General features: G+C 71.6%; 23 protein-coding genes. 5 read left to right on the plus strand and 18 right to left on the minus strand.

Going from position 1 to position 24,004, the window contains the following annotated elements; translation table 11 throughout:
• Positions 1 to 34 precede the first annotated feature (34 nt).
• Positions 35 to 586 carry a type IV toxin-antitoxin system AbiEi family antitoxin gene (locus BIU97_RS17920; RefSeq protein ID WP_175472398.1) on the plus strand — a complete coding sequence of 184 codons (552 nt, stop codon included), beginning with the start codon at positions 35 to 37 and terminating at the stop codon, positions 584 to 586.
• Here BIU97_RS17920 and BIU97_RS03175 read toward each other — a convergent pair.
• The 9 genes from BIU97_RS03175 to BIU97_RS03215 form a co-directional block, all read right to left on the minus strand.
• Entirely contained in the window at positions 573 to 2,897 is a 2,325-nt protein-coding gene (locus BIU97_RS03175; protein ID WP_254782868.1) for a RelA/SpoT family protein, read from the minus strand. The genes BIU97_RS17920 and BIU97_RS03175 overlap by 14 nt on opposite strands.
• Positions 2,898 to 2,966: 69 nt before the next feature.
• A complete protein-coding gene (locus BIU97_RS03180) occupies positions 2,967 to 3,314 on the minus strand; it encodes a rhodanese-like domain-containing protein (protein ID WP_139195873.1) in 348 nt (115 codons plus the stop codon).
• Positions 3,314 to 4,318: a protein translocase subunit SecF gene (gene secF, locus BIU97_RS03185; protein ID WP_071255373.1), complete on the minus strand. Its 1,005-nt coding sequence runs from the start codon at positions 4,316 to 4,318 to the stop codon at positions 3,314 to 3,316. Before secF ends, BIU97_RS03180 begins: the two co-directional genes overlap by 1 nt.
• Positions 4,318 to 6,069, minus strand: coding sequence for a protein translocase subunit SecD (gene secD / locus BIU97_RS03190; RefSeq protein ID WP_071255369.1), 1,752 nt, complete (start codon positions 6,067 to 6,069; stop codon positions 4,318 to 4,320). The genes secF and secD overlap by 1 nt, the downstream gene beginning before the upstream one ends.
• A gap of 90 nt (positions 6,070 to 6,159) precedes the next feature.
• Positions 6,160 to 6,561: a preprotein translocase subunit YajC gene (locus BIU97_RS03195; protein ID WP_071255365.1), complete on the minus strand. Its 402-nt coding sequence runs from the start codon at positions 6,559 to 6,561 to the stop codon at positions 6,160 to 6,162.
• 90 nt (positions 6,562 to 6,651) lie between these two features.
• Entirely contained in the window at positions 6,652 to 7,695 is a 1,044-nt protein-coding gene (gene ruvB / locus BIU97_RS03200) for a Holliday junction branch migration DNA helicase RuvB (protein WP_071255359.1), read from the minus strand.
• On the minus strand, positions 7,692 to 8,309 hold the full coding sequence (ruvA, locus tag BIU97_RS03205) for a Holliday junction branch migration protein RuvA (protein ID WP_071255356.1): 618 nt from the start codon (positions 8,307 to 8,309) through the stop codon (positions 7,692 to 7,694). Before ruvA ends, ruvB begins: the two co-directional genes overlap by 4 nt.
• Positions 8,306 to 8,953, minus strand: coding sequence for a crossover junction endodeoxyribonuclease RuvC (gene ruvC / locus BIU97_RS03210; RefSeq protein WP_071297061.1), 648 nt, complete (start codon positions 8,951 to 8,953; stop codon positions 8,306 to 8,308). Before ruvC ends, ruvA begins: the two co-directional genes overlap by 4 nt.
• Before the next feature lie 2 nt (positions 8,954 to 8,955).
• Positions 8,956 to 9,723, minus strand: coding sequence for a YebC/PmpR family DNA-binding transcriptional regulator (locus BIU97_RS03215; protein WP_071255350.1), 768 nt, complete (start codon positions 9,721 to 9,723; stop codon positions 8,956 to 8,958).
• A 166-nt stretch (positions 9,724 to 9,889) separates the two neighbouring features.
• Here BIU97_RS03215 and BIU97_RS03220 point away from each other — a divergent pair, with 166 nt between their 5' ends.
• Together BIU97_RS03220 and BIU97_RS03225 are read left to right on the plus strand one after the other, a co-directional pair.
• On the plus strand, positions 9,890 to 11,218 hold the full coding sequence (locus BIU97_RS03220) for an AAA family ATPase (RefSeq protein WP_071255347.1): 1,329 nt from the start codon (positions 9,890 to 9,892) through the stop codon (positions 11,216 to 11,218).
• The gene (locus tag BIU97_RS03225; RefSeq protein WP_071255345.1) at positions 11,218 to 12,675 is read left to right on the plus strand and encodes a tetratricopeptide repeat protein; all 1,458 of its coding nucleotides are present in this window, start codon (positions 11,218 to 11,220) and stop codon (positions 12,673 to 12,675) included. Before BIU97_RS03220 ends, BIU97_RS03225 begins: the two co-directional genes overlap by 1 nt.
• 81 nt (positions 12,676 to 12,756) lie before the next feature.
• Here the strand turns inward: BIU97_RS03225 and pdxT are convergent, their stop codons facing one another.
• The 8 genes from pdxT to ybaK all read right to left on the minus strand — a co-directional run bounded on the left by pdxT (position 12,757) and on the right by ybaK (position 22,437).
• Entirely contained in the window at positions 12,757 to 13,353 is a 597-nt protein-coding gene (gene pdxT, locus BIU97_RS03230) for a pyridoxal 5'-phosphate synthase glutaminase subunit PdxT (RefSeq protein ID WP_071255338.1), read from the minus strand.
• Positions 13,347 to 14,267, minus strand: a complete 921-nt coding sequence (gene pdxS, locus BIU97_RS03235) for a pyridoxal 5'-phosphate synthase lyase subunit PdxS (protein WP_071255335.1) — start codon at positions 14,265 to 14,267, stop codon at positions 13,347 to 13,349. The genes pdxT and pdxS overlap by 7 nt, the downstream gene beginning before the upstream one ends.
• A gap of 12 nt (positions 14,268 to 14,279) precedes the next feature.
• Entirely contained in the window at positions 14,280 to 14,873 is a 594-nt protein-coding gene (locus BIU97_RS03240) for an HIT family protein (protein WP_441294387.1), read from the minus strand.
• 134 nt (positions 14,874 to 15,007) lie between these two features.
• The gene (gene thrS, locus BIU97_RS03245; protein ID WP_111040881.1) at positions 15,008 to 17,029 is read right to left on the minus strand and encodes a threonine--tRNA ligase; all 2,022 of its coding nucleotides are present in this window, start codon (positions 17,027 to 17,029) and stop codon (positions 15,008 to 15,010) included.
• Between the two features lie 75 nt (positions 17,030 to 17,104).
• Entirely contained in the window at positions 17,105 to 17,647 is a 543-nt protein-coding gene (locus BIU97_RS03250; RefSeq protein ID WP_071297062.1) for an adenine phosphoribosyltransferase, read from the minus strand.
• A gap of 731 nt (positions 17,648 to 18,378) precedes the next feature.
• The gene (locus tag BIU97_RS03255; protein ID WP_071255327.1) at positions 18,379 to 18,615 is read right to left on the minus strand and encodes a hypothetical protein; all 237 of its coding nucleotides are present in this window, start codon (positions 18,613 to 18,615) and stop codon (positions 18,379 to 18,381) included.
• Between the two features lie 633 nt (positions 18,616 to 19,248).
• Positions 19,249 to 21,855, minus strand: coding sequence for an ATP-dependent Clp protease ATP-binding subunit (locus BIU97_RS03260; protein WP_071297063.1), 2,607 nt, complete (start codon positions 21,853 to 21,855; stop codon positions 19,249 to 19,251).
• 96 nt (positions 21,856 to 21,951) lie between these two features.
• Positions 21,952 to 22,437 carry a Cys-tRNA(Pro) deacylase gene (gene ybaK / locus BIU97_RS03265; protein WP_071255320.1) on the minus strand — a complete coding sequence of 162 codons (486 nt, stop codon included), beginning with the start codon at positions 22,435 to 22,437 and terminating at the stop codon, positions 21,952 to 21,954.
• Between the two features lie 66 nt (positions 22,438 to 22,503).
• Here ybaK and BIU97_RS03270 point away from each other — a divergent pair, with 66 nt between their 5' ends.
• Positions 22,504 to 22,812 (plus strand): hypothetical protein, encoded by a 309-nt coding sequence (locus tag BIU97_RS03270; protein ID WP_139195875.1) that lies wholly within the window; start codon positions 22,504 to 22,506, stop codon positions 22,810 to 22,812.
• Between the two features lie 58 nt (positions 22,813 to 22,870).
• Positions 22,871 to 23,614, plus strand: coding sequence for a YidC/Oxa1 family membrane protein insertase (locus BIU97_RS03275; RefSeq protein WP_071297065.1), 744 nt, complete (start codon positions 22,871 to 22,873; stop codon positions 23,612 to 23,614).
• Positions 23,615 to 23,618: 4 nt separating this feature from the next.
• Here the strand turns inward: BIU97_RS03275 and BIU97_RS03280 are convergent, their stop codons facing one another.
• Positions 23,619 to 23,834, minus strand: coding sequence for a hypothetical protein (locus BIU97_RS03280; RefSeq protein WP_071297066.1), 216 nt, complete (start codon positions 23,832 to 23,834; stop codon positions 23,619 to 23,621).
• Positions 23,835 to 24,004: the final 170 nt, after the last annotated feature.

The following is a 24,004-nucleotide window of genomic DNA, read 5'->3' on the forward strand; positions in this document are numbered from 1 at the left end:
GGACGCCGACGTGCTGGTCGGGCAGGATGACGGGGTGCCCCGGTCCCGTCTCGTCACCACGGACGACTGGCCGGAGGCCGAGCTCCGCGGTGCTGTCCTCGCCGGTGAGCTCGTCGCGGTCGGACCGTGCTGGGCCTCCCCCGCCACGCCGCAGGACCCGTCGCTGCGGGCCGAGGCGGCTGCCTGGGTGCTCCGCGACCCGCGGATCACCGCCGCCGGACGGACGGCGGCCTGGATCTGGGGAGCGTTGTCACGCCCGCCCGAACCGATGGACGCCAGCGTCTCCCCGCGGGTGCGGCTGACCGCCGGTCCGGCCGTCCGGCTGCGCGAGGTCACGCTGCACGACGACGACGTGGTCCGCGTGGGCGAGCAGCGCGTCCCGGTCACGACCCCGATCCGCACCGCCCTCGACCTGCTCCGGACACCGGGACCGCCGTCGGGCCCGCGGTCCGACGCCGTCGTCGGGCTGCTCGCCACCGGTGCCGTGACCGCGGAGGAGCTCCACGAGCGGTTGCGCGGCCTCGGGACGATCCCGATGGCCCGGCAGGCCGAGCGGCGCCTGCGCGACCTGCTCAGCCCGCGCTGACCCGGTAGACGTCGTAGACGGCGTCGATGCGCCGGACGGCGTTGAGCACGCGGTCCAGGTGGATCGTGTCACCCATCTCGAACACGAAGCGGCTGAGGGCCAGGCGGTCCGAGGACGTCGAGACCGTCGCGGACAGGATGTTCACGTGGTGGTCGGTCAGCACCCGGGTGACGTCGCTGAGCAGCCCGGACCGGTCGAGGGCCTCGATCTGGATCTGGACCAGGAACACCGACTTCGACGACGGCGCCCACTCGACCTCGATCATGCGGTCGGGCTCGTTCATCAGGGACTTCACGTTGGTGCAGGACGACTGGTGCACCGAGACGCCCTGACCGCGGGTGATGAACCCGACGATCTGGTCACCGGGGACCGGGGTGCAGCACTTCGCGAGCTTCACCAGGATGTCGGGGGCACCACGGACGAGGACGCCGCTGTCGCTGGTGCGGAGCTGCCGGCTCGTGACCTGCCGCGGGAACGACAGCTCGGTCTCGTCGGTCTCGGTCTCGGTCTGGACGCTGCCGAGGACCTTCTCGATCACCGACTGCGTGGACACGTGGCCCTCGCCGATCGCTGCGTACAGGGCGGAGACGTCCTCGTACCGCATCGACGACGCGATCTCGGCGATGGTGTCCTGGCTCATCAGGCGCTGGAGCGGCAGGTTCTGCTTGCGCATCGCACGGGCGATGGCGTCGCGGCCCTGCTCGATCGCCTCTTCGCGGCGCTCCTTGGTGAACCACTGCTTGATCTTGTTCCGCGCCCGGGGGCTGCGGACGAACTGCAGCCAGTCCTGGCTCGGGCCGGAGTCCGGGTTCTTCGACGTGAAGATCTCGACGACGTCGCCGCTCGACAGCTGGCTCTCGAGCGGCACGAGCCGGCCGTTCACCTTCGCGCCCATCGTGCGGTGGCCGATCTCGGTGTGCACGGCGTACGCGAAGTCGACCGGGGTGGCGCCGGACGGCAGGCCGATGACCTTGCCCTGCGGCGTGAAGACGTACGTCTCCTTCGCGCCGATCTCGTAGCGGAGCGAGTCGAGGAACTCCCCCGGGTCGCTCGTCTCGGCCTGCCAGTCCGTGATGTGGGCGAGCCACGCCATGTCCTGGTCGTCGGTCGTCGACGAGGCACCGACGTCACGACCGGCCGCACGCTGCTTGTACTTCCAGTGCGCGGCGACACCGAACTCGGCGCGCTGGTGCATCTCGTGCGTGCGGATCTGGATCTCGACGGCGCGACCCTGGGGCCCGAGCACCGAGGTGTGCAGCGACTGGTACAGGTTGAACTTCGGCGTCGCGATGTAGTCCTTGAAGCGGCCGGGCAACGGGGTCCAGCGCGCGTGCACCGACCCGAGCATCGCGTAGCAGTCGCGCACGGTCGGCACGAGCACCCGGATGCCGACGAGGTCGTAGATCTCCTCGAACTCACGCCCGCGCACGATCATCTTCTGGTAGATCGAGTAGTACTGCTTCGGTCGGCCCATGACCTCGCCGCGGATCTTCGCGGCCTTCAGGTCCTTCTTGAGCGTGCCGATGACGGTCTGCACGAACTGCTCGCGCTTCGGCTGGCGTTCCTTCACCAGGCTGTCGATCTCGACGTAGAGCTTCGGGTGCAGGACCGCGAAGGACAGGTCCTCGAGCTCGAGCTTGATCATCTGGATGCCGAGCCGGTGCGCGAGGGGCGCGTAGATCTCGAGCGTCTCCTTCGCCTTGCGCGTGGCGGAGGCGGACTCGACGAAGCCCCAGGTGCGGGCGTTGTGCAGGCGGTCGGCGAGCTTGATGACGAGCACGCGGATGTCCTTCGACATCGCGATGACCATCTTGCGGACGGTCTCGGCCTGGGCGCTGTCGCCGTACTTGACCTTGTCGAGCTTCGTGACGCCGTCGACGAGCATCGCGATCTCGTCGCCGAAGTCGATGCGCAGCTGGTCGAGCTGGTAGTCGGTGTCCTCGACCGTGTCGTGCAGCAGCGCGGCGGCGATGGTGATCGCGCCGATACCGAGGTCGGCGAGGATCTGGGCGACGGCGACGGGGTGCGTGATGTACGGCTCACCGGACTTGCGCTTCTGCCCGTCGTGGGCACGCTCGGCCACCGAGTACGCCCGCTCGATGAGCGTGACGTCGGCCTTCGGGTGGTGCGACCGGACCGTGCGGATGAGCGTGTCCACCGCGCCGGCCGGCTGCGCCCGCGAGAACAGGCGTGGCAGCAGGGAGCGGAGCGAGCCGAGGTTGCCGGTGGTGTTCGGCCCGATCGGACTCGAGGGCCGCGGGGCGGAACCGGGGCGGCTCGGCGCGGACGGCTCTTCGCGGGTGTCCGTCATGATGCGCCTCCCAGGACTCGGTCCGAGAGCTCGATCCGAGCTCGATCCGACAAGACTACGCGTGTCCGGTCAGTGCTCGTGACGGGGTTCGCCCTGGGCGTCGCGGACGACCGGCTCCCCCGACTGCTCCCAGGCGACCATCCCGCCGGCCAGGCTCACCGCGGGGACACCGGACTGCTCGAGGGCCGCCACGACACGGGCGGAACGGACGCCGGAGTGGCACACGACGACGGCCGGCTCGCCGCCGCCGTCGATCTCCTGCCACCGGTCGACCAGGGCGGACATCGGCACGAGCGTCGCCTCGGCGGCGTGCACCTCGTCCCACTCCCCCTGCTCGCGGACGTCGAAGAGCCGGGCGCCGGCGTCGAGGCGGCGACGCGCCTCGGCGACGTCGATCTCGTGCACGTCGATCGGCATCAGACGTCCGCCGTCGCCGCGTCGACCTCGCGCTGGCGCTTCTCCGCAGCGGCGGTCTTCTTCGCGTCGGCCTGCTTCACCTTCGGCTCGTTCTCGCGCAGGTGCGCGTACATCGGCGAGGCGATGAAGATCGTCGAGTAGGTGCCGACGATGATGCCGATGAACAGGGCGAGCGAGATGTCGCGCAGGGTGCCGGCGCCGAGCACGTACGACCCGATGAAGAGGATCGCCGCGACGGGCAGCAGCGCGACGACCGAGGTGTTGATCGAGCGCACCAGGGTCTGGTTGACCGCCAGGTTCACCGACTGCACGAAGGTGCGGTGGGATTCCTGGCTCGTGTTCTCGCGGACCTTGTCGAACACCACGACGGTGTCGTACAGCGAGTAGCCGAGGATCGTCAGGAAGCCGATCACCGCGGCGGGGGTGACCTCGAGGCCGACGATGCCGTAGACGCCCGCCGTGATGAGCAGGTCGTGCAGCAGCGCGACCATCGCGGAGAGCGACATCTTCCAGGTGCGGAAGTACAGCGCCATCACGACGGCGGCGAGGGCGAGGAAGATCACCAGGCCGCGGATGGCCTGGGCGAGCACGTCGGCGCCCCACGTGGCACCGATGAACGTCGCGGCGACCTGCTCGTCGGGCACGTCGTACGCCTTCGCGAGGGCGTCCCGCACCTCGGTGGTCTCACGGTCGGTCAGCTGACCGGTCTGCACGCGGAGCCCGTGCGTGCCGAGCTGCGAGACGCGCGGGATGCCCTCGGGGACGATCTCCTCGACGGTGTCCGTCGCGATGCTCTGGTCGGTGTTCCGGACGTCGGAGAGGGTGAACTCGGAGCCGCCGGTGAACTCGATGCCGAGCTGGTAGCCCCCGCGGAGCCACGGCACGGCGAGCGAGACCACGATCGCGATGACCGCGATGAGGTACCACGTCTTGCGGCGCCCGACGATGTCGTACGAGCGCTTGCCCGTGTAGAGGTCGCTGCCGAACTGGCTGAAGCTGGCCATCAGTCGTCCTTCCCGTCCGGCGTGGTGCCGTCCTGCCCGGAGGCCTGCTGGGCCTTCCGCTCCGCGATGGTCTGGCGGCGCTGGGCCTCGCCCGCGCTGCGCTGGCGCTTGCCGTCCACGACGGGCGCGCGGAACTGTGCGCGACCGCGGTAGACCGCGCCGAGGGCGGCGGGGTCGAGTCCGCTGAACCGGTGGCCCTCGCCGAAGAACCGGCTGCGGGCGATGAGCTGCATCATCGGGTGCGTGAAGAGCACGACGACGACCACGTCGATCAGGGTGGTCAGCAGCAGGGTGAACGCGAAGCCCTTCACGTCGCTGACCGCGAGCACGTAGAGCACGACCGCGGCCAGGAAGTTGATCGAGTCCGACGCCAGGATCGTGCGGAGGGCACGCTTCCATCCGGCCTCCACCGCGCTCTCCAGGCCACGTCCGTCGCGCAGTTCGTCGCGGATGCGCTCGAAGTACACGATGAACGAGTCCGCTGTGATGCCGATGGCCACGATCAGACCGGCGACCCCCGCCAGCGAGAGGCGGTAGTCGACGCGCCAGGACATGATGGCGATCACCAGGTAGGTCAGCACGGCGGCGACGCCGAGCGACAGGACGGTGACGAACGCGAGCGCCCGGTACTGGATGAGCGAGTAGATGATCACGAGGATCAGACCGATGAGGCCGGCGACGAGACCGCCGACGAGCTGCGCGGTGCCGAGGGTCGCCGAGATGTTCTCGTTCGACTGCACCTGGAAGTTGATCGGCAGCGCGCCGTACTTCAGCTGGTCGGCGAGGGTCTTCGCGGAGTCGGCGGTGAAGTTGCCGCTGATCTGCGCCTTGCCGTTCGGGATCGCGACGTTCGTGGTCGGCGCGCTGATCACCGAGCCGTCGAGCACGATCGCGAACTGGTTCTGCGGCTGCTGCAGCTTGACGAGGCGGTTCGTGACCGTCCCGAAGTCCTTCGTGCCGGTGCCGTCGAACGTCAGGTTGACGACCCACTGGCCCGTCGAGGTGCCCTGCGAGTCGGTGCCGAGGCCGGAGGTCGCGTTGCTGATGTTCGCACCGGAGACCTCGACCGGACCGAGGATGTACTTGCCGGCGCCGTCCTGGTCGCAGGTGACGAGCGGCTCGTCGTCGGGCGCCGTCGTGACGTCGTCCGGGGCCGAGCAGTCGTAGTTGGTGTACAGGTCCTGCAGCTTGGGCGTGACCCAGGCGAGGTCGCTCGCGTTCGTCGGCTTCGTGCTCGGCGTCGCGGCGAGCGAGGCGGGCGGCGAGTACGGCGTCGGCGAGGCGCTGGACGAACCGGCGTCACCGACGGACGAGTTCGTCGCGGCCTGGGTGTACAGGACCGGGCGGAACGTCAGCTTCGCCGCGGCTTCGATCCGGTCGATCGTCGCCTGGTCCGGCTTGCCCGGGATCGACACGACGATGTTGTTCGTGCCCTGCGTGTTGATCTGGGACTCGGAGACGCCGGTCGCGTTGATGCGCTGTCGGATGATCTCGACGGCCTGGTCGAGCTGCTGCCGCGTGACGGAGCCACCCTCGGTGTTCTGCGCCGCCAGGGTCAGCTGCGTGCCGCCCTGCAGGTCGAGCGCCAGCTCGGGGACCCAGCTCGCACCCTGGTACCACTTGTCGGTGTCGTCCTTCGAGGAGCCGGCGAGGACCGACGCGGCGGTGTTCAGGCCGGCGAGGATCGCCATCAGGATCACCAACCAGGTGAGCGAGCGAAGCGCCTTCTTGACGGGTGTCGATCGTGCCACCGGTCGTCTCGTCTTTCTGTCAGGACCGTCGGCACAGCGTGCGACGGCGTCGGAGGGCCGCCGGGTCAGTCGACCCGGCGGTCGAGGGCGTCAGTCGTCGGACTTGCGCTTCGTGGGGTCGGTGTCCTCGACCCGCTCGCCGTAGACCGGCTCGCCGTTCAGTTCGACCACGCCGGGCTCGGCCGGCGTCGTCGCCTCGGCCTCGGGCGTCGCGGTGGTCACGACGTCGTTCGCGGTGTCGTCGACCACGCGGGACAGCGTCTGCCGGTGCACGGTCACGACGGTGCCCGGGGCGATCTCGACGTCGGCGGTGACCTTCTCGTCGTCGACGGAGAGCAGGGTGCCGTAGAGGCCGAAGGAGAGCATGACCTTGGCACCGGGGACCATCTTGTCGGCGATCTCGGCCTGCTGCTTCTTGCGCTTGCGGCTGCTGTAGAACATGAAGGCCGCGAACGCCACGATGATGACGATGAGGATGACGGATTGGTCCATGGTGCGATGCCTTCTCTGGTATTTCGGTTTCGGGCCGTAGCAGTCTAGGGCACGGCACTGGACGCGGTGTGTCGGTCCGGTGATCCGCCGTCAGTCCGTGGCGTCCTGGTCGTCGAACAGCGCCGGGGTGGCCACGGCGCCCTGCCCGGGGGTCAGTCCGAGGTGGCGCCAGGCGAGCGGCGTGGCGATGCGACCGCGGGGGGTCCGGGTGACGAGACCGACGCGGACGAGGAAGGGCTCGACGACCGACTCGACCGTCTCGGACTCCTCGCCCACGGACACCGCGAGCGTGTTCAGCCCGACGGGCCCGCCGTCGAAGCGGGTCAGCATCGTCTCGACGACGGCGCGGTCGAGCCGGTCGAGTCCGAGCTCGTCGACGTCGTACAGGTCGAGTGCGCCCTGCACCGCGGCCATGCCGTCGGTGGTGCGGTGCACGAGGGCGTAGTCGCGGACCCGTCGGAGCAGTCGGTTCGCGATGCGCGGCGTGCCGCGGGAGCGCCCGGCGATCTCGCGCAGGGCCGTGCGGTCGATGTCGAGTTCGAGCAGGTGGGCCGCGCGGATGAGGACCTGCTCGAGTTCGTCCTTCTCGTAGAACTCGAGGTGGGCGGTGAAGCCGAAGCGGTCACGGAGCGGGTTCGGCAGCAGGCCGGCGCGGGTGGTCGCCCCGACGAGGGTGAACGGCGCGAGGTCGAGCGGGATGCTCGTCGCGCCGGCTCCCTTGCCGACCATCACGTCGATGCGGAAGTCCTCCATGGCCAGGTAGAGCATCTCCTCTGCCGAGCGGGCCATGCGGTGGATCTCGTCGATGAACAGGACCTCGCCGGGCACGAGCGAGGAGAGCACGGCGGCGAGGTCGCCGGCGTGCTGGATGGCGGGTCCGCTCGACATGCGCAGGGGCCGACCGGACTCGTGCGCGACGATCATCGCGAGCGTCGTCTTGCCGAGACCGGGCGGGCCGGCCATCAGGATGTGGTCGGGGGTGCGGTCCTGCAGCGCGGCCGCCTTGAGGAGCAGGTCGAGCTGCCCGCGGACCTTGCGCTGGCCGACGAACTCGTCGAGCGACTTCGGTCGCAGCGCGCCCTCGAACGCGAGTTCCTCCGGGGACTCGGCACCGGCGGCGGTGATGCCGCTCACCGGCCGGCACCGGCGGGCCGCAGGGCGCCCAGCGCGGCGCGCAGGAGCGCCTGGGTGCCCATCGCGGCGACGCCCGGCTCGGTCGCGACGGTGTCGTCGACGGCACGCTGGGCGGCGTCCTCGCGCCAGCCGAGACCGACCAGGGCGGCGACGACGTCGACGGCGGCGGGGTGCGCGGTGCCGGACACGGTCGCGGCGGTCGGCGCGTGCTCGAAGGCGGCGAGCTTGCCGGAGAGCGCGACGATGATGAGCTTGGCGGTCTTCGGGCCGATGCCGGAGACCTTGCGGAAGGCGCCGTCGTCCTCGGACGCGACGGCGTTCGCGACCTGTGCGGGTTCCATGTGCGCCAGGACGCCCATCGCCGACTTCGGTCCGACCCCGGAGACGCCGCGGAGCAGGTCGAACACCTGCAGCGCGTCGGTCGAGGCGAACCCGAACAGCAGGTGCTCGTCCTCGCGCACGATCATGGCCGTGCGGACGAACACCTCGGAACCGTGGCGCATCGTCAGCGCGTGTGCGGGCGTCACCGTGACGGCGTACCCGACTCCCCCGGCCTCGATCACCACGACCGAGCCGGCGATGTCGATGCAGGTGCCCCGGAGACTCGCGATCATGCTCCGAGCCTAGGGCCGCCCACCGACGACGCCGACCTGCCACGCTGCGGCCGGGCGGCCGCGGCGGCGGCCCGCGCGAGCGGGGTGTCGGCTGTGCCGGCCTGCGCATCCCGCCAGGCGCGCTGGGCGGGGGTGAGGTTCGTCGGACGCGAGCCGGCGACGTCCGGTGACCCGAGCCTCCAGGCATGGCACACGGCCAGCGCCAGCGCGTCGGCGGCGTCGGCCGGCTTCGGGGCCTCGTCGAGCCCGAGCACCCGCGCGATCATGGTCTGCACCTGCCGCTTGTCGGCGTTGCCGTAGCCGGTGACGGCGGCCTTGACCTCGGACGGGGTGTGCAGCCCGACCGGCAGGCCGCGCGCCGCTGCTGCGTGCAGCGCGAGCCCGGCCGCCTGCGCGGTGCCCATCACGGTGCGGACGTTCGCCTGCGCGAAGACCCGCTCGACGGCGACCGCGTCGGGGCGGTGCTCGTCGATCTCGGCGGCGATGCCGTCGGCGATCCGGAGCAGCCGCTGCTCGAGCGGCATGTCCGGCGGGGTGCGCACGACCGTCACGTGGACGAGTCGTGCGCGCCGGTTCGGTGCGACCTCGACGACGCCGACGCCGCACCGGGTGAGCCCGGGGTCCACCCCGAGCACACGGAGCACGGCTACTCGCCCTCGTCCTCGTCGAGCTCGGCCTGGACGTCCGCGGGGATGTCGAAGTTCGAGTAGACGTTCTGCACGTCGTCGGAGTCCTCGAGCGCGTCGATCAGGCGGAACACCTTGCGGGCGGTGTCGGCGTCGACCGGGACCTTGAGGCCGGGGACGAACTCGGCGTCCGCCGAGTCGTAGTCGATGCCGGCGTCCTGCAGGGCGGTGCGTGCGGCGACCAGGTCGCTCGCCTCGGTGATGATCTCGAAGCCGCCGCCCTGGTCGACGACGTCCTCGACGCCGGCGTCCAGCACCGCGGTCATCACGGTGTCCTCGTCGAGGCCGTCGGTCTTCGTGACCGAGATGACGCCCTTGCGCGAGAAGTTGTAGGCGACGCTGCCCGGGTCGGCCATGGTGCCGCCGTTGCGGGACATCGCGGTCCGGACCTCGGCTGCAGCACGGTTCTTGTTGTCCGTGAGGCACTCGATGAGCATCGCGACGCCGTTCGGGCCGTAGCCCTCGTACATGATCGTCGTGTACTCGATGGTCTCGCCCGTGAGACCCGCACCGCGCTTGACGGCGCGGTCGATGTTGTCGTTGGGGACCGAGGTCTTCTTGGCCTTCTGCACGGCGTCGACCAGGGTCGGGTTGCCGGACATGTCGGCACCGCCCATCTTCGCGGCGACCTCGATGTTCTTGATCAGCTTGGCGAACGACTTGGCACGGCGCTGGTCGATGACCGCCTTCTTGTGCTTGGTCGTTGCCCACTTGGAATGCCCGGACACGGTTCTCCTTGCGTATTGCGGAACGTGCCGCCCACTTTAGCGGTCCACGGGCCGTCCACCGGCCTGGAGGCACGGCGCGGCTCCGTCACGCCGGTGCGGACCCGGCGGTCGGTCGCGTCCACCGCCCTACGATGGTGCGGCAGGGAACGAACCACCAGGGGGACGCATGACCGATCCGTTGTCCGCACTCGCCGCGGCCGTCGCCGCGCTGCCCGAGGACCGCGCGCTGCGCCTGCGGTACGCCGAACTGCTCGCCGACGCCGGACGGCACGGCGAGGCGATCGAGCAGGCGGGCACCGTGCTGCAGCAGGCACCGGACGACGCGCAGGCCGCCGGGATCGTGCGGGCGTCCGCCCTGGCCGCCGCTGCGGCGCCAGCTGTCGGTGCGGACGGCCCCGGTGCGGCGGACTCCGGTTCGGAGGGCCCCGGTTCGGCCGCCGGCGGGGCCGGGAGCGGTGGGCCGACGGCGGGCCCGGCGACGTCCGCGCAGGGCGACGGCATCGACTGGTCGGCGCTCGAGCGGTCGATCGCCGACCCGACCGAGCCGCCGTTCCTCGAGCGGGCGGTGACCGAGGACGGCGAGGCGGTCGCCGCCGTGCCCGAGGACGCCGACCCCGTGGTCGAGGTCCGGCGCGAGACCGTCCGGCTCGCCGACGTCGGCGGCCTCGAGGTCGTGAAGCGCCGCATCGACGAGTCCTTCCTGCAGCCGATGGCGCACCCGGAGATCGCGGCCGCGTTCGGCAAGCAGCTCCGCGGGGGCCTGCTGCTGTACGGGCCGCCCGGGTGCGGCAAGACGTTCCTGGCCCGTGCGATCGCCGGCGAACTCGGAGCGCACTTCCTGTCCGTGACGCTGACGGACGTGCTCGACAAGTTCATCGGCGAGAGTGAGAAGAACGTGCACCGCGTCTTCCGCGAGGCACGGCGCCACGCCCCGGCGGTGCTGTTCTTCGACGAGATGGACGCGATCGGCGGCAAGCGCAGCGGCAACACCTCGTCGTCGTTCCGGAACGTCGTGAACCAGCTCCTCGTCGAGATGGACGGCGTCGACTCGCAGAACGACGGCGTCTACGTGCTCGCCGCGACGAACCACCCGTGGGACGTCGACGCCGCGCTGAAGCGCCCGGGCCGGTTCGACCGGATGGTCCTGGTGCGCCCGCCGGACGAGGACGCCCGCGAGGCGATCCTCCGCGGCCACCTGCGGAAGCGCCCGATCGAGGGCATCGACCTCGACGACCTCGTCCGACGGACCCGCGGGTTCTCCGGCGCCGACCTCGAGCACCTCGTCACGACCGCGGCCGAGAAGGCCATGACCGACTCGATCCGCTCCGGCGCCGTGCGACCGGTGCGGATGCCCGACCTGCGCGACGCCCTCAAGGAGGTCAAGCCCTCCATCGGCCCGTGGGTACAGGCCGCCCGCAACGTGGCGGAGTACTCGAACAGCAGCGGCGAGTACGACGACATGGCCGAGTGGCTGCGCGAGGAGCGCGAGCTCTGATGCCGGACGCCGTCGACGTCGTCGTCGAACGCGCGGACGCCCTGCTCGGGTTCGGGCGCCCCGACGAAGCCAGGACGGTCCTCGCGGCGGCGGTCGCCAGCGCGCCGGACGACGTGCGGCTCTGGGCGACGCTCGCCCGAGCGGAACGGGCACGGCACGACCACACGGCGAGCCGGGTCGCCGCGGAACGCGCACTGGCGATCGACCCCGAGCACGCCGGCGCGATGTGGACCCGACTCAACGCGCTCCTCAACACGAACGAGCGGCTCGAGGCGAAGCGCGCGGCCGACCGGCTGCTCGACCGCAGCCCCGACTGGGCGCAGGCGCACCTGCTCTGGGCCTTCGCGCACACCCGGTGGTCTCGGGCCAAGCGCACCATCACCGAGGAGCAGATCTGGCCGCTCGCCGACGTGCCGCGGGCCGCGGCCGCCCTCGACCGGGCACTCGAACTGGCCCCGCACGACGCCGTGCTCCTCGCCGACGCCGCCGGGTGCTACCGCGCCCTGTCCTGGACGGACGAGACCTACCGGCCGCAGGCGACGGCCGCCCTCGACCGCGCCCTCGAACTCGACCCGAACAACGAGTGGGTGATGCTCGCGGCGGGATCGGCGATGCACGCACCGGGACGGGTCGCCAACGCGGCCCAGGTGCTCGCGCAGCACCCGACGTCGTGGGAGGCCCTCCGCCGGGTGGACCACGGGGTCTGGAACCTCGTGTCCATCCCGGTGGCGATCGTCACCTGGTTGCTGCTCGCCTCGGTCCTCGGCGCCCACGTGGCGGCGGGCGGCGGCGCGAACGTGGTGACGAAGGCCCTCGGCTGGGCGGTCACCGGAGTCGTGGCTCTCTGGGTGCTGGTGGCCGAGGTGAACTCGTTCGTGACGTTCCCCCGCGGCCTCCTCCGCCGGACCGCGCGTCGCATCCCGCTCGTGCCGGTCGTCCTCGTGCTGACGGCCGTCACGTGGATCGTGGGAACCGGCATCGCGGTGGTGCTGCTCGCCGGCATCGTGCCACCGGACGGCGACCCCGTCGCCACGCTCGTCGCGGTCCTCGCCGTCGCGCTCCTGCTCGAATCGGCCGCGCGGAGCGCGATCACGATCGCCCGTCGACGGACCCAGGTGCGATCGGGGTTGTGGGCCGGAACGGTCGCCGACCGGGGACGCCGCCGCGAGGACGACAGCGACCGGAGCGGAGCGCTCCTCAGCGGCCTGGCCGCCCTCGCCGCGTGGCTCCTCGTCGCCCTGTCGGCGCCGTCCGTCGGCTCCTGGGCTGCGTGGTCGGTGCCGCTCCTGCTGGCCGCGCGGGTGTTCGTGTTCCGGTTCTCGGCGGAGCTGCTGCGCGCTGACGGCGGACGACGCCGACCGCGTGCCGTGGTGGACGCCGTGCTCGCGGGCGTGTTCGCCGCCGCGGCACTGGGCACCGTCGGCCTGCAGGTCGCGACGGCACTCGGCGTCGCCTGACCGCCGGTCGGGGCCCGTCGCCTGGTGCTCGGTGCTCGGTGCTCGGCGCTCGGCCCCGCCGTGCACGGCGGCGCTCCGCGGTCAGGCGGTGCGGACCAGGTCCAGGAAGCGCCGGTGGAAGCGGTCCTCGCCCGCGACCTCCGGGTGGAACGCACTCGCGATGACGTTGCCCTGCTGCACCGCCACCACCTGGCCGTCCGGCAGGGCACCGAGCACGTGCACGTCGTCGCCGTGCTGCTCGACCACCGGCGCGCGGATGAAGACCGCGTGCACGGGGGCCTCGCCGAGGTCCGGCATCGGGATGTCGGTCTCGAACGAGTCGTTCTGCGCGCCGAAGGCGTTGCGCCGCACCGTGGTGTCGAGCACGTCGAGCGTCTGCTGCCCAGGGATCCCGGCGGCGATCCGCGACGACAGCATGATCATGCCGGCACACGTGCCGTACGTCGGTAGTCCCCCGCGGATCGCCTCGGACAGCGGGGCGGCGACGCCGAACGCGCGGGAAAGCTTGTCCATCACGCTGGACTCGCCGCCGGGGATCACGACGCCGTCGAGTGACGCGATCTCCTCCGGTCGACGGAGCGGCACGACGTCGGCGCCGAGCTCGGTCAACGACGCGATGTGCTCACGGAAGTCGCCCTGCAGCGCGAGGACCCCGATGCGGGGCCGGGCACTCACCAGCCGCGCTCGGCGAGACGGTGCGGCGCGGGGACGTCGGCGACGTTGATGCCGACCATCGCCTCGCCGAGCCCGCGGGACACCTCGGCGATGACCTTCGGGTCGTCGTGGAAGGTGACGGCCTTGACGATCGCCGCGGCACGCTTGGCGGGGTCGCCGGACTTGAAGATGCCGGACCCGACGAACACGCCGTCGGCACCGAGCTGCATCATCATCGCGGCGTCGGCCGGGGTGGCGACACCGCCGGCGGTGAAGAGCACGACGGGCAGCTTGCCGGTGCGGGCGACCTCCTGCACGACGTCGATCGGGGCCTGGAGCTCCTTCGCGGCGACGTAGAGCTCGTCCTCCTTGAGGTTGCGCAGCGCCGCGATCTCCTTGCTGATCGTGCGGATGTGCTTCGTGGCCTCGGACACGTCACCCGTGCCGGCCTCGCCCTTGGAACGGATCATCGCCGCGCCCTCGGTGATGCGACGGAGCGCCTCGCCCAGGTTGGTGGCACCGCAGACGAAGGGGGTGGTGAACTTCCACTTGTCGATGTGGTTGACGTAGTCGGCCGGCGACAGGACCTCGGACTCGTCGATGTAGTCGACACCGAGCTCCTGCAGGACCTGGGCCTCGACGAAGTGACCGATGCGGGCCTTCGCCATGACCGGGATCGACACGGCGGCGATGATCTCCTCGATCATCGACGGGTCGGACATGCGGGCCACGCCGCCCTGGGCGCGGATGTCGGCGGGGACACGCTCGAGGGCCATGACGGCGGTCGCGCCGGCCTCTTCCGCGATGCGGGCCTGCTCGGCGTCGACGACGTCCATGATGACGCCGCCCTTGAGCATCTCCGCGAGTCCGCGCTTGACGCGGTCGGAGCCGGTGATCGAGGTGCCGGGGGTGCTCGGGGTGCTGCTGCTGTCGCTCATGATGCCGACAGTCTAGTGCTGTACGGGCCAGCCCTCGGCGACGAGTCGGCGGGTCTCGCCGAGCATCTGCGACATCGACTTCGTCCGGGCGATGATCGGGAAGAAGTTCGCGTCGGACGCCCACCGCGGCACGATGTGCTGGTGCAGGTGCGCGGCGATGCCCGCCCCGGCGACCTCGCCCTGGTTCATGCCGATGTTGAAGCCGTCGCAGTGGGACACCTGCCGGAGCACGCGCATCGCGGTCTGTGTGAGCTCCCCCATCTCGCGCAGCTCGTCCGGGGTCGCCTCGTCGTAGAGCGGGACGTGGCGGTACGGGCACACGAGCAGGTGGCCGTTGTTGTACGGGAAGAGGTTGAGCAGGACGTAGGCGTGCTCGCCGCGCGCGACGATGAGGGCGTCCTCGTCGGACTTGTGCGGGGCCTCGCAGAACGGGCAGTCGTCGCGGTGGCCGCGGCCCTCGCCCTCGCGCCCGGCGTCGATGTACGCCATCCGGTGCGGGTTCCAGAGTCGTTGGAACGCGTCCGGCACCGCGGCGCCGGTCGCGGCGTCGCGGATCACGAGCGGGTCGTCGACCCCGCCGGCACCAGCCGGACCAGCCGCCCCGATCAGGTCCGGCACACCGGTCGGCTCCGGCGCGCCGACCGGGCCCGACGCGTCGGGAGCGGCCCGCGACCCGGGACCGGCCACGTCGTCGACGCGACCGGTCCCGGGGACGGGATCCGTGCCTCCTGGGATGGTCATCAGACCTGCGCGCGCTCGCGGATGGCGGTGAGGATCCGGTCGACGGCCTCGTCGACGGGCACGGCGTTGTCCTGTCGGCCGTCGCGGAAGCGGAACGAGACCGCCCCGGCGTCACGGTCGTCGCCACCGGCGATGAGCTGGAACGGCACCTTCGCCTTGGTGTGCGTGCGGATCTTCTTCTGCATGCGGTCGTCGGAGTGGTCGACCTCGGCGCGGACGCCGTGCGACCGGAGCTTCGCGACCACCTCGTCGAGGTAGTCGCCGTACTCGGCCGCGACCGGGATGCCGACGACCTGCACCGGCGAGAGCCACGCCGGGAAGGCGCCGGCGTAGTGCTCGGTGAGCACGCCGAAGAACCGCTCGATCGACCCGAACAGCGCGCGGTGGATCATCACCGGACGCTGCCGCGAACCGTCGGCCGCGGTGTACTCGATGCCGAACCGCTCGGGCAGGTTGAAGTCGAGCTGCACGGTCGACATCTGCCAGGTGCGGCCGATGGCGTCGCGGGCCTGCACCGAGATCTTCGGGCCGTAGAACGCGGCGCCTGCCGGGTCGGGGACGAGCTCGAGCCCGGACTCCTCGGCGACCTCGCGCAGCGTGTTCGTCGCGATCTCCCAGACGTCGTCGTCACCGACGTACTTCTCCGGGTCCTTCGTGGAGAGCTCGAGGTAGAAGTCCTCGAGGCCGTAGTCGCGCAGCAGCGAGAGCACGAAGTCGAGGGTCGTGGTGAGCTCCTCCTTCATCTTCTCCGGCGTGGTGAAGATGTGCGCGTCGTCCTGGGTCAGGCCGCGGACGCGGGTGAGGCCGTGGATGACGCCGGACTTCTCGTTGCGGTAGACCGTGCCGAACTCGAACATCCGCAGGGGCAGGTCGCGGTAGGACCGTGCCTGCGACCGGTACGCCAGGATGTGCATCGGGCAGTTCATCGGCTTGAGGTAGTAGTCGGCGCCCTGGCGGGTGACGTTGCCGTCCTCGTCGCGTGCCTCGTCCATGTGCATGGCCGGGAACATGCCGTCCTTGTACCAACCGAGGTGACCGGACTGCTCGAACAGGTCGCCCTTGGTGATGTGCGGCGTGTAGACGAACGAGTAGCCCTCCTGCTCGTGCCGACGGCGCGAGTAGTCCTCCATCTCGCGGCGGATGATGCCGCCCTTCGGGTGGAAGATCGCCAGCCCGGAGCCGATCTCGTCGGGGAAGGAGAACAGGTCGAGCTCGGCACCGAGCTTGCGGTGGTCGCGCTTCGCTGCCTCTTCCAGGCGCACGAGGTAGGCCTTCAGCTGGTCCTTGTCGGGCCAGGCGGTGCCGTAGATGCGCTGCAGCTGCGGGTTCTTCTCGGAGCCGCGCCAGTAGGCCGCCGCCACGCGCATGAGCTTCGCGGCGTTGCCGATCCAGCGGGTGTGCGGGACGTGCGGGCCGCGGCAGAGGTCCTGCCAGACGACTTCGCCCGACTTCGGGTCGACGTTCTCGTAGACGGTGAGCTCGCCGGCGCCGACCTCGACGCTCTCGCCGGAGTCGCCGTCGGTCGCCGCGCCCTTGAGCCCGATGAGCTCCTGCTTGTACGGCTCCCCCGCCATCAGCTCGCGCGCCTGCTCGTCGGTGACGACCACGCGCCGGAAGCGCTGGGCCTGCTTGACGATGCGGTCCATGCCCTTCTCGATCGCCTTGAGGTCCTCGGGGGTGAAGGGCTCGGCGACGTCGAAGTCGTAGTAGAAGCCGTCGGTGACGGGCGGGCCGATGCCGAGCTTCGCGTCCGGGTTGATCTGCTGCACCGCCTGCGCCAGCACGTGCGCGGCGGAGTGCCGGAGGATGTCGAGCCCGTCCTGCTCCTGCAGGGTGACGGCCTCGGCGGTCTCGCCGGCCAGGACCTCGGCCGCGAGGTCCTTCAGCACGCCGTCGACACGGATCGCGACGACGCCGCGCTCACCGTCGAAGAGCTCGGTGCCCGTCGTGGTCGTCGTCGCGGTCCGGGGCTCGGGTGCCTGGGGAAGCTCTGCGGGCGCGGGGGCGACTGACTCGGTCACGATGATGGGACTCCTCGATCGAATTGGTGCGTCAAGACTAGTGCGCACGCGGGGCCCGCGGACGCGCCTGTGGGATCAGGCCGGGACGGCACCGAGCGTCGCGACGGGCAGGCGCGGCTCGAGCCGCTCGCGCCCGGACAGCCCGTCGAGCTCGAGCAGCGCCGCGAAGCCGATCGCCTCGTAGCCGGCGCGTTCGAGCAGCGTGATGGTGGCCGCGCCGGTCCCCCCGGTGGCGAGCACGTCGTCCACCACGAGCACGCGGGTGCCGGCGGGCAACTGCCCGGGCCGGAGCTCGAGCTCGGCCTCGCCGTACTCGAGCGCGTACTGCTCGCTGAGCACCTCGCCGGGCAGCTTGCCGGCCTTCCGCACGGTCAGCACGCCGACCTGGTGCTGGGCGGCGATGCCCCCGGCGAGGGCGAAGCCCCGGGCCTCGATGCCGGCGACGGCGTCGAACCCGGCCCCCACCGCGAACGGTGCCGCGAGTGCCTCGCACACGCGGCCGAACGCGACGGCGTCCGAGAACACCGGCGTCACGTCGCGGAACAGCACCCCCGGCTTCGGGAAGTCCGGTACGAGGGCGGTGAGGCGTTCGACGAGTGCAGCTGCGGTTTCGGTCACCCGACAACGGTACGGGAGGCCCGGGGTGCGTCCGACACGGTGGCCGCGCGAAGGCGGACGTGGGGTCGGCGCGGATGCGCTGCGCACGACCGAAGTCACCTCGAACCGTGCGGCGACGTGGTCCGAGGTGACTTTGACTGTGCGACGTTCGACGCCCGGTCCGCCGCGCGCGTTCCGTCCCATCGCGGGCGGCATGGGATGCAGAACCGCGCGTAGGGAGCAGCAACGAACGGTCGCCCATGCGCGGAACCGCCCACCATGCGCGAGACCGCCGACGGCGACGGGCTCGGGAGGCACGCCCCACCCCCTCCGCGCACGTTCTGTCCCATCGCGCGCAGCATGGGAAGCGGAATCGCGCGTAGGAGGCCGGCAGGAACGGACTGCCGAGGCGACAGCGACGGGCTCGGGAGGCGCGCCCCACCCCCGCCGCGCACGTTCCGTCCCATCGCACGCGGCATGGGAAGCGGAATCGCGCATGGGGAGTCGGAACGAACGGCCTGCCGACGCGACGGCGACGGGCTCGGGAGGCGCGCCCCACCCCCGCCACGAACGTTCCGTCCCATCGCACGCGACATGGGAAGCGGAACCGCGCGTAGGGGGCCGGAAGGAACGGCCGCCTACGCGCGGAACACCTCACCACGCGCGGAACAGCTGCCTACGCGCGAAACTGCACCCGAGCACCCGAGCACCCGAGCACCCGAGCGCCCGCGCGCCGCAGCAGCACGGCGCCGTCAGCGCCACTGGCGCAGCGGGGCGGCGGCCTGCTGCAGCCAGCGGTCCTCGCGGGCCTGCCGTTCGCGCTGCAGGCGGAGGCGCGTCGCCGGGTCGGGTCGCGGCCGGACCCGACGGGTGCGGCGGCTCCAGATGATGAGGGCCAGACCGAGGCGGAGCGCGAGTCGGTCGGCGAGGGAGACCCGGCGCGGCGCCGGGTGGAGATCGGGTGGGCGGGTGGTGGTCTTGACGGACACGATGATGCCTTTCGGGCACGACGGAACTGCCCGGCTCGCGGGCACGACGGAATCGTCCGTCGTCGGGCGACGACGGGAATGCGCAGGAATGCGCGCCGCGACCGTCAGGGAATGCCGGACGGTGCGGTACGGGAATGCACGGACCACGAGCGCCGGACTGCACCTCGACACCGTCGGACCCCGATCGTCGGCGACCGATCGACGCACGTCAGGTGTGCGACGACCGGCCGATCGGTGATCGGTGGATCCGTCGTGTCCGTTGCGCGATCGGCCTGCGATCGGCTCGGCACGGGCGGTCCGCGACGACGAGGTCAGCGGACGGAGATGTCGGGAGGGAGTCGGACGCCCCGGGTCAGCGGACGCGGAACGGGGTACCGACGCGGCCACGCGTTCCGCGGAACGGAGTGGTTGCAGGAATCATCATGGTCGGCCCCCTTTCGGTCTCGAGCTGTTCGGGTCGCTGGCTTTCGCGACGCTCGAACACTATCCGTAGGACATTCCCGAGCGCAAGCCTTTCCCACACATTCTTCCGGAATTGCATTCGCGAATGTCGGGGCGGCGGCCCGCGGACACGACGGCCCGGTACCGAACCGGTACCGGGCCGTCGTGCGGGTGCCCGTGCGGGCGGTGTCGCTACAGTGCCGCGTGCTCCGCGACGGTCGCCGTCAGGGTCTCGCCAGCGACGCCGATCCGGACGGTGTCGCCCGCGCCGGCCGCGCCCTCGACCACCAGGGTCGCGATGCGGTCGTCGACCTCGCGCTGGATGAGGCGGCGGAGCGGACGTGCGCCGTACTCCGGCTCGTAGCCGTGCTCGGCGAGCCAGTCGACCGCGGCGTCGGACACCGACAGGACCATGTCCTGCGCGACGAGCCGGAGCGCGGTGTCCTGCAGGAGCAGGGACACGATCGACGCGATCTGCGACCGGTCGAGCTTGCGGAACAGCACGACCTCGTCGATGCGGTTGATGAACTCGGGCCGCATCGCCTCGCGGAGCTTGCCCATCACGCGGGCCCGCAGGTCGTCCTCGGCGTACCCGTCGGTGGCGCCGACCGGCGCGAAGCCGAGCGCTCCCGAGCGGGAGGCCAGGAACTCCGAGCCGATGTTCGACGTCATGATGACGACGGTGTTCCGGAAGTCGACCGTCCGACCCTGTCCGTCGGTGAGCCGGCCGTCGTCGAGCACCTGCAGCAGCAGGTTGAAGACGTCCGGGTGGGCCTTCTCGACCTCGTCGAGCAGGATCACCGAGTACGGGTTGCGGCGGACCCGCTCGGTGAGCTGGCCGGCCTCGTCGTAGCCGACGTACCCGGGAGGGGCACCGACCAGGCGGGACACCGTGTGGCGCTCGCCGAACTCGCTCATGTCGAAGCGGAGGATGGCGGACTCGTCACCGAACAGCGACGACGCGAGGGCCTTCGCGAGTTCGGTCTTGCCGACGCCCGTCGGGCCGAGGAACAGGAAGCTGCCGACCGGACGACGGGGGTCGCCCATGCCGGTCCGGCTGCGCCGCACCGCGGTCGCGATCGCCCGCACGGCGTCATCCTGGCCGACGACGCGGTCGTGCAGCTCGGACTCGAGGGCGGCGAGCCGCGTCTTGTCGGCCGAACCGAGGCGGGTCACCGGGATGCCGGTGGCGCGTGACACCACGGCGGCGATGTCACCCTCCGTGATCGACGTGTCCGCGCGCTCCGGACGGGAGGCGCGGGTTGCGTCCGCCGACGAGGCGGCGGTGATCCGGGCCTCCAGTCCGACGATCTCGTCGCGCAGGTCGGACGCTTCCTCGTAGTGCTCCTCGGCGACCGCGCGGTCCTTGCGGCCCGTCAGGTCGGCGACCTGGGCACGCAGGGCGTCGACGTCGACGTCGCCCGACAGGGCGAGGCGACGGCGTGCACCGGCCTGGTCGACGAGGTCGATGGCCTTGTCGGGCAGGTGCCGGTCGGTCACGTACCGGTGCGAGAGCTCGACGGCGGCGCGGAGTGCCTCGGGCGTGTAGACGACGCCGTGGTGCTCCTCGTAGCGCGGGGCGAGGCCGGTCAGGATCGCGACGGCGTCCTCGACGGTCGGCTCCCCCACCGTGACGGGCTGGAAGCGGCGCTCGAGCGCAGCGTCCTTCTCGATCCGGCGGTACTCGTTCAGCGTCGTCGCGCCGACCAGGTGCAGGTCGCCGCGGGCGAGCCGTGGCTTGAGGATGTTGCCGGCGTCCATCGAGCCGCCCTCACCGCCGCCGCCGGCGCCGACGACGGTGTGGAGCTCGTCGACGAAGACGATGAGTTCGTCGGCGTGCGCCGCGATCTCGTCCATCGCCTTCGTGAGGCGTTCCTCGAAGTCGCCGCGGAAGCGGGTGCCGGCGAGCATGCCGGGCAGGTCGAGCGCGACGACCCGCTTGCCCTGCAGCAGGGCGGGGACGTCACCGTCGACGATGCGCTGGGCGAGGCCCTCGACGATCGCGGTCTTGCCGACACCGGGCTCGCCGATCAGCACCGGGTTGTTCTTGGTGCGGCGGAGCAGGATCTCGACGGTCTGCTCGATCTCCTCGGCGCGGCCGATCACCGGGTCGACGTGCCCGTCGCGGGCACGGGCGGTGAGGTCGGTGCCGAACTGGTCGAGCGTCGGGGTGTCGCTGTCGGTGGCCTGGTCGGTGCCGACGGCATCGGGTGTTCCGGGCACGGGGCGCCCCTCTCTCGCGGCGGCGGCAGCCTGTGCCGCGTAGTCCTGCATGACCTGCGGGGTGATGCCGGCGCTGGCGAGCAGCTGCCCGGTCACGGTCTCCTGGTCCATCACGAGCGCGAAGAAGACGTGCTCGGGGTCGGTGTAGGTGCTGCCGAAGCCGCGCGCGGCCTGCGTCGCCTCGACGAGGATGCGCTGTGCGGTGGCGGTCAGTGCCGGGCGACCGGACTGCTCGGCCAGCGGCTCGTGCGCCATAGGCAGGCGCTGCTCGATCTCGTCGGCGAGGCGCTCGGGGTCGACCCCGGCGGAGCGCACGACGGCGTCGAACGGTTCGGTGCGGACGAGCACGTGCAGGACGTGCAGTGCGTCGACCTCGCGCTGGCCCTGCGCGACCGCGTACTCGGCGGTGTGCTGGAGCAGCTCGTGGGTCCGGCGGCTGAGCAGCCGGGTGATGTCGACCGGTCGGCCGAACGCGCGGACGCGCTGCTGGTCACCGGTGCGCTGTGCCGCGAGCAGGCGGGCGAGGAACTCGTCGAACGAGTCGTTGCTGCCGGTCGGGCCGAACGTGTCTGGCAAAGGGACCTCCTGGGGAACTTGAGTGCCTTCGACTCAATGCAACGCAGGAGGGCCCGGGTCATTCCCGGGTACGGGAGAAACTTGCGGCGACCCGACTCAGGTCCGGGCGATCGGCGCCGTGACGGCGTCGGTGACGCGCGCGAGGTCCGTCGGCGCGACCTCGATGTCGAACCCGCGGCGCCCGCCGGAGACGAAGATGCTCGCGTACGACAGCGCCGACTCGTCGAGCACGGTGCGCAGCCGAGTCTTCTGGCCGACCGGGCTGATGCCGCCGACGACGTAGCCCGTGCGCTTCTCGGCGAGGGCCGGGTCCGCCAGCGTCGCCTTCTTGCCACCGACCGCGGCGGCGATCGCCTTGAGGTCGAGCCGGTTCGCCACCGGCACGATCGCCACGGCGAGGGCGCCGTCGACCGAGACGACGAGGGTCTTGAAGACCTGCTCCTCGCGCAGCCCGAGGGCGGCGGCGGCCTCTTCTCCGAAGTTGGTGGCGCTCTCGTGGTGCTCGTACACGTGCGGCGTCCAGGGGATCCCGGCCGCCTCGAGCGCGACGGTCGCTGGGGTGCTCGGCGAACCTGCGGTCATGTCGTGATCCTCCCCCGTGCGACCCGTCTGTCCGGCGCGGCACGCGGGCGCTACGCTGATCGCACCATGACCGTCCTCGCGTCGCTGCTGCGCATCCTCGCCGTGCTGGTCACCGGGTTCCCGGTGACCACGGCGTCCGGCGTGCCGGACGCCGTGCCCGTGCTGACCGTCGCCGCGCTGGGCATCGCCGCGGTCGTGACCGCCGTCGTGCTCGCTCGCGTGCTGCTCGCCGTGCTCGTGACGCTGCTCGCCGCCGGTCCGGGGGCCGTCGTCAGCAGAGCGGTCCCGGACCTCGTGACCCGCATCGCGTGGAGCCACCCGGACGCCGACGGACAGGTCCGCTCGCGGGCCCCGGGAGTCGTCGCCACGGCCTGACCACCGATCGGTGGTCGGGCCGCACACGCCTCCCGCACCCACGATCGATCGGAACGTCATGGACCTGTCCACCCTGCCCCTCGTCGGCCCGCTGCTGCACGGCGGCGCCGACCTGCTCGCCGCCCTGACCGCGGCGCTCTCCCCCGTCACGGGGTCCTTCTCGGCCGCGCTCGCGGTCGTCCTCGTCACCATCGCGATCCGGGCCGCACTCGTGCCGCTCGCCGTCCTGCAGGTCCGCGCCGAACGCGACCGTCGTCGCCTCGCGCCCCTGCTCGCCGCCCTGCGGAAACGACACGGCAAGGACACCGCGGCCCTCCAGCGCGCGGTGCAGGAGCTCTACACGAACGAGAAGGTCTCGCCGCTGGCGGGCTGCCTGCCGGTGCTGGCCCAGGCGCCGGTGCTCTCGCTCGTCTACGCCCTGTTCTCGCACGGCAGCATCGGCGGCACCGCGAACGCCCTGCTCGAGGCCACGCTCGTCGGGGTCCCGCTCGGACACTCCCTGGTCGTGACCCTGACGTCGCCGCTGTGGGTGCACGCATGGGTGGTCGTGCTGCTGCTGGCCGTGCTCGCGGTCGTCGTCGAACTGAGCCGGCGCGCGAACCTGCGGTGGAACCCGGTGCCCCCGGCGGAGCCCGGAGCGGCCGTCCCCGGGACGGCCGCCGCCGAGACCGTCGGTCGGGTCGCACCGTTCATCTCGGTGGTGTTCGCCGCGATCGCACCGCTCGCAGCGGCCCTCTACGTCGTGACCAGTGCGACGTGGACCGCCGCGGAGCGCGCCGTGCTCCGACGCGCGATCCGGTGACGCGTCAGCCGCCCTGCCCCTCCTGCTGCGGGCCCTGGTCGACGGGGTCGTACTCGGTGCCGCGACCCTGCTCCTCGTCGGCGGTCGGCACGTGGCGTTCGGTGCCGGACCCGCCGGGACTCGTCGCGACGTAGTCGGCCTCGCCGGACTGCGTGTCGTGGCTCAGCGGCTCGAGGGTCTCGGGGTCGCCATCGTGCCGGTCTGCTGGTTCGGTGCTCATGCGTCACGCCTACTCCCTCGTTCTGGGTGCGCGCACCCGCACGGACGGTGCCACGATGGACCCACGTCCGGCAGAGCGGGAGTGCGCATGGACCACGACGACGTGGATGCGGAACGGGCACGGCTCGAGGCCGTCGCCTGGGGAGCGGGTTCGACCCCGGGGGACGCGGC

This window comes from Curtobacterium sp. MCBA15_009, assembly GCF_001864895.1.
GTDB lineage: Bacteria > Actinomycetota > Actinomycetes > Actinomycetales > Microbacteriaceae > Curtobacterium.

What these genes read in the sequence shown, in the direction of transcription:
- ruvA (WP_071255356.1), bottom strand. Translation starts at nt 8,309, where the DNA reads ATGATCGCGAGTCTCCGGGGCACCTGCATCGACATCGCCGGCTCGGTC.
- BIU97_RS03180 (WP_139195873.1), bottom strand. Translation starts at nt 3,314, where the DNA reads ATGCCGATCGACGTGCACGAGATCGACGTCGCCGAGGCGCGTCGCCGC.
- pdxS (WP_071255335.1), bottom strand. Translation starts at nt 14,267, where the DNA reads ATGAGCGACAGCAGCAGCACCCCGAGCACCCCCGGCACCTCGATCACC.
- secF (WP_071255373.1), bottom strand. Translation starts at nt 4,318, where the DNA reads ATGGCCAGCTTCAGCCAGTTCGGCAGCGACCTCTACACGGGCAAGCGC.
- BIU97_RS03220 (WP_071255347.1), top strand. Translation starts at nt 9,890, where the DNA reads ATGACCGATCCGTTGTCCGCACTCGCCGCGGCCGTCGCCGCGCTGCCC.
- BIU97_RS03175 (WP_254782868.1), bottom strand. Translation starts at nt 2,897, where the DNA reads ATGACGGACACCCGCGAAGAGCCGTCCGCGCCGAGCCGCCCCGGTTCC.
- BIU97_RS03225 (WP_071255345.1), top strand. Translation starts at nt 11,218, where the DNA reads ATGCCGGACGCCGTCGACGTCGTCGTCGAACGCGCGGACGCCCTGCTC.
- BIU97_RS03280 (WP_071297066.1), bottom strand. Translation starts at nt 23,834, where the DNA reads ATGAGCACCGAACCAGCAGACCGGCACGATGGCGACCCCGAGACCCTC.
- BIU97_RS03270 (WP_139195875.1), top strand. Translation starts at nt 22,504, where the DNA reads ATGACCGTCCTCGCGTCGCTGCTGCGCATCCTCGCCGTGCTGGTCACC.
- ybaK (WP_071255320.1), bottom strand. Translation starts at nt 22,437, where the DNA reads ATGACCGCAGGTTCGCCGAGCACCCCAGCGACCGTCGCGCTCGAGGCG.
- BIU97_RS03275 (WP_071297065.1), top strand. Translation starts at nt 22,871, where the DNA reads ATGGACCTGTCCACCCTGCCCCTCGTCGGCCCGCTGCTGCACGGCGGC.
- BIU97_RS03195 (WP_071255365.1), bottom strand. Translation starts at nt 6,561, where the DNA reads ATGGACCAATCCGTCATCCTCATCGTCATCATCGTGGCGTTCGCGGCC.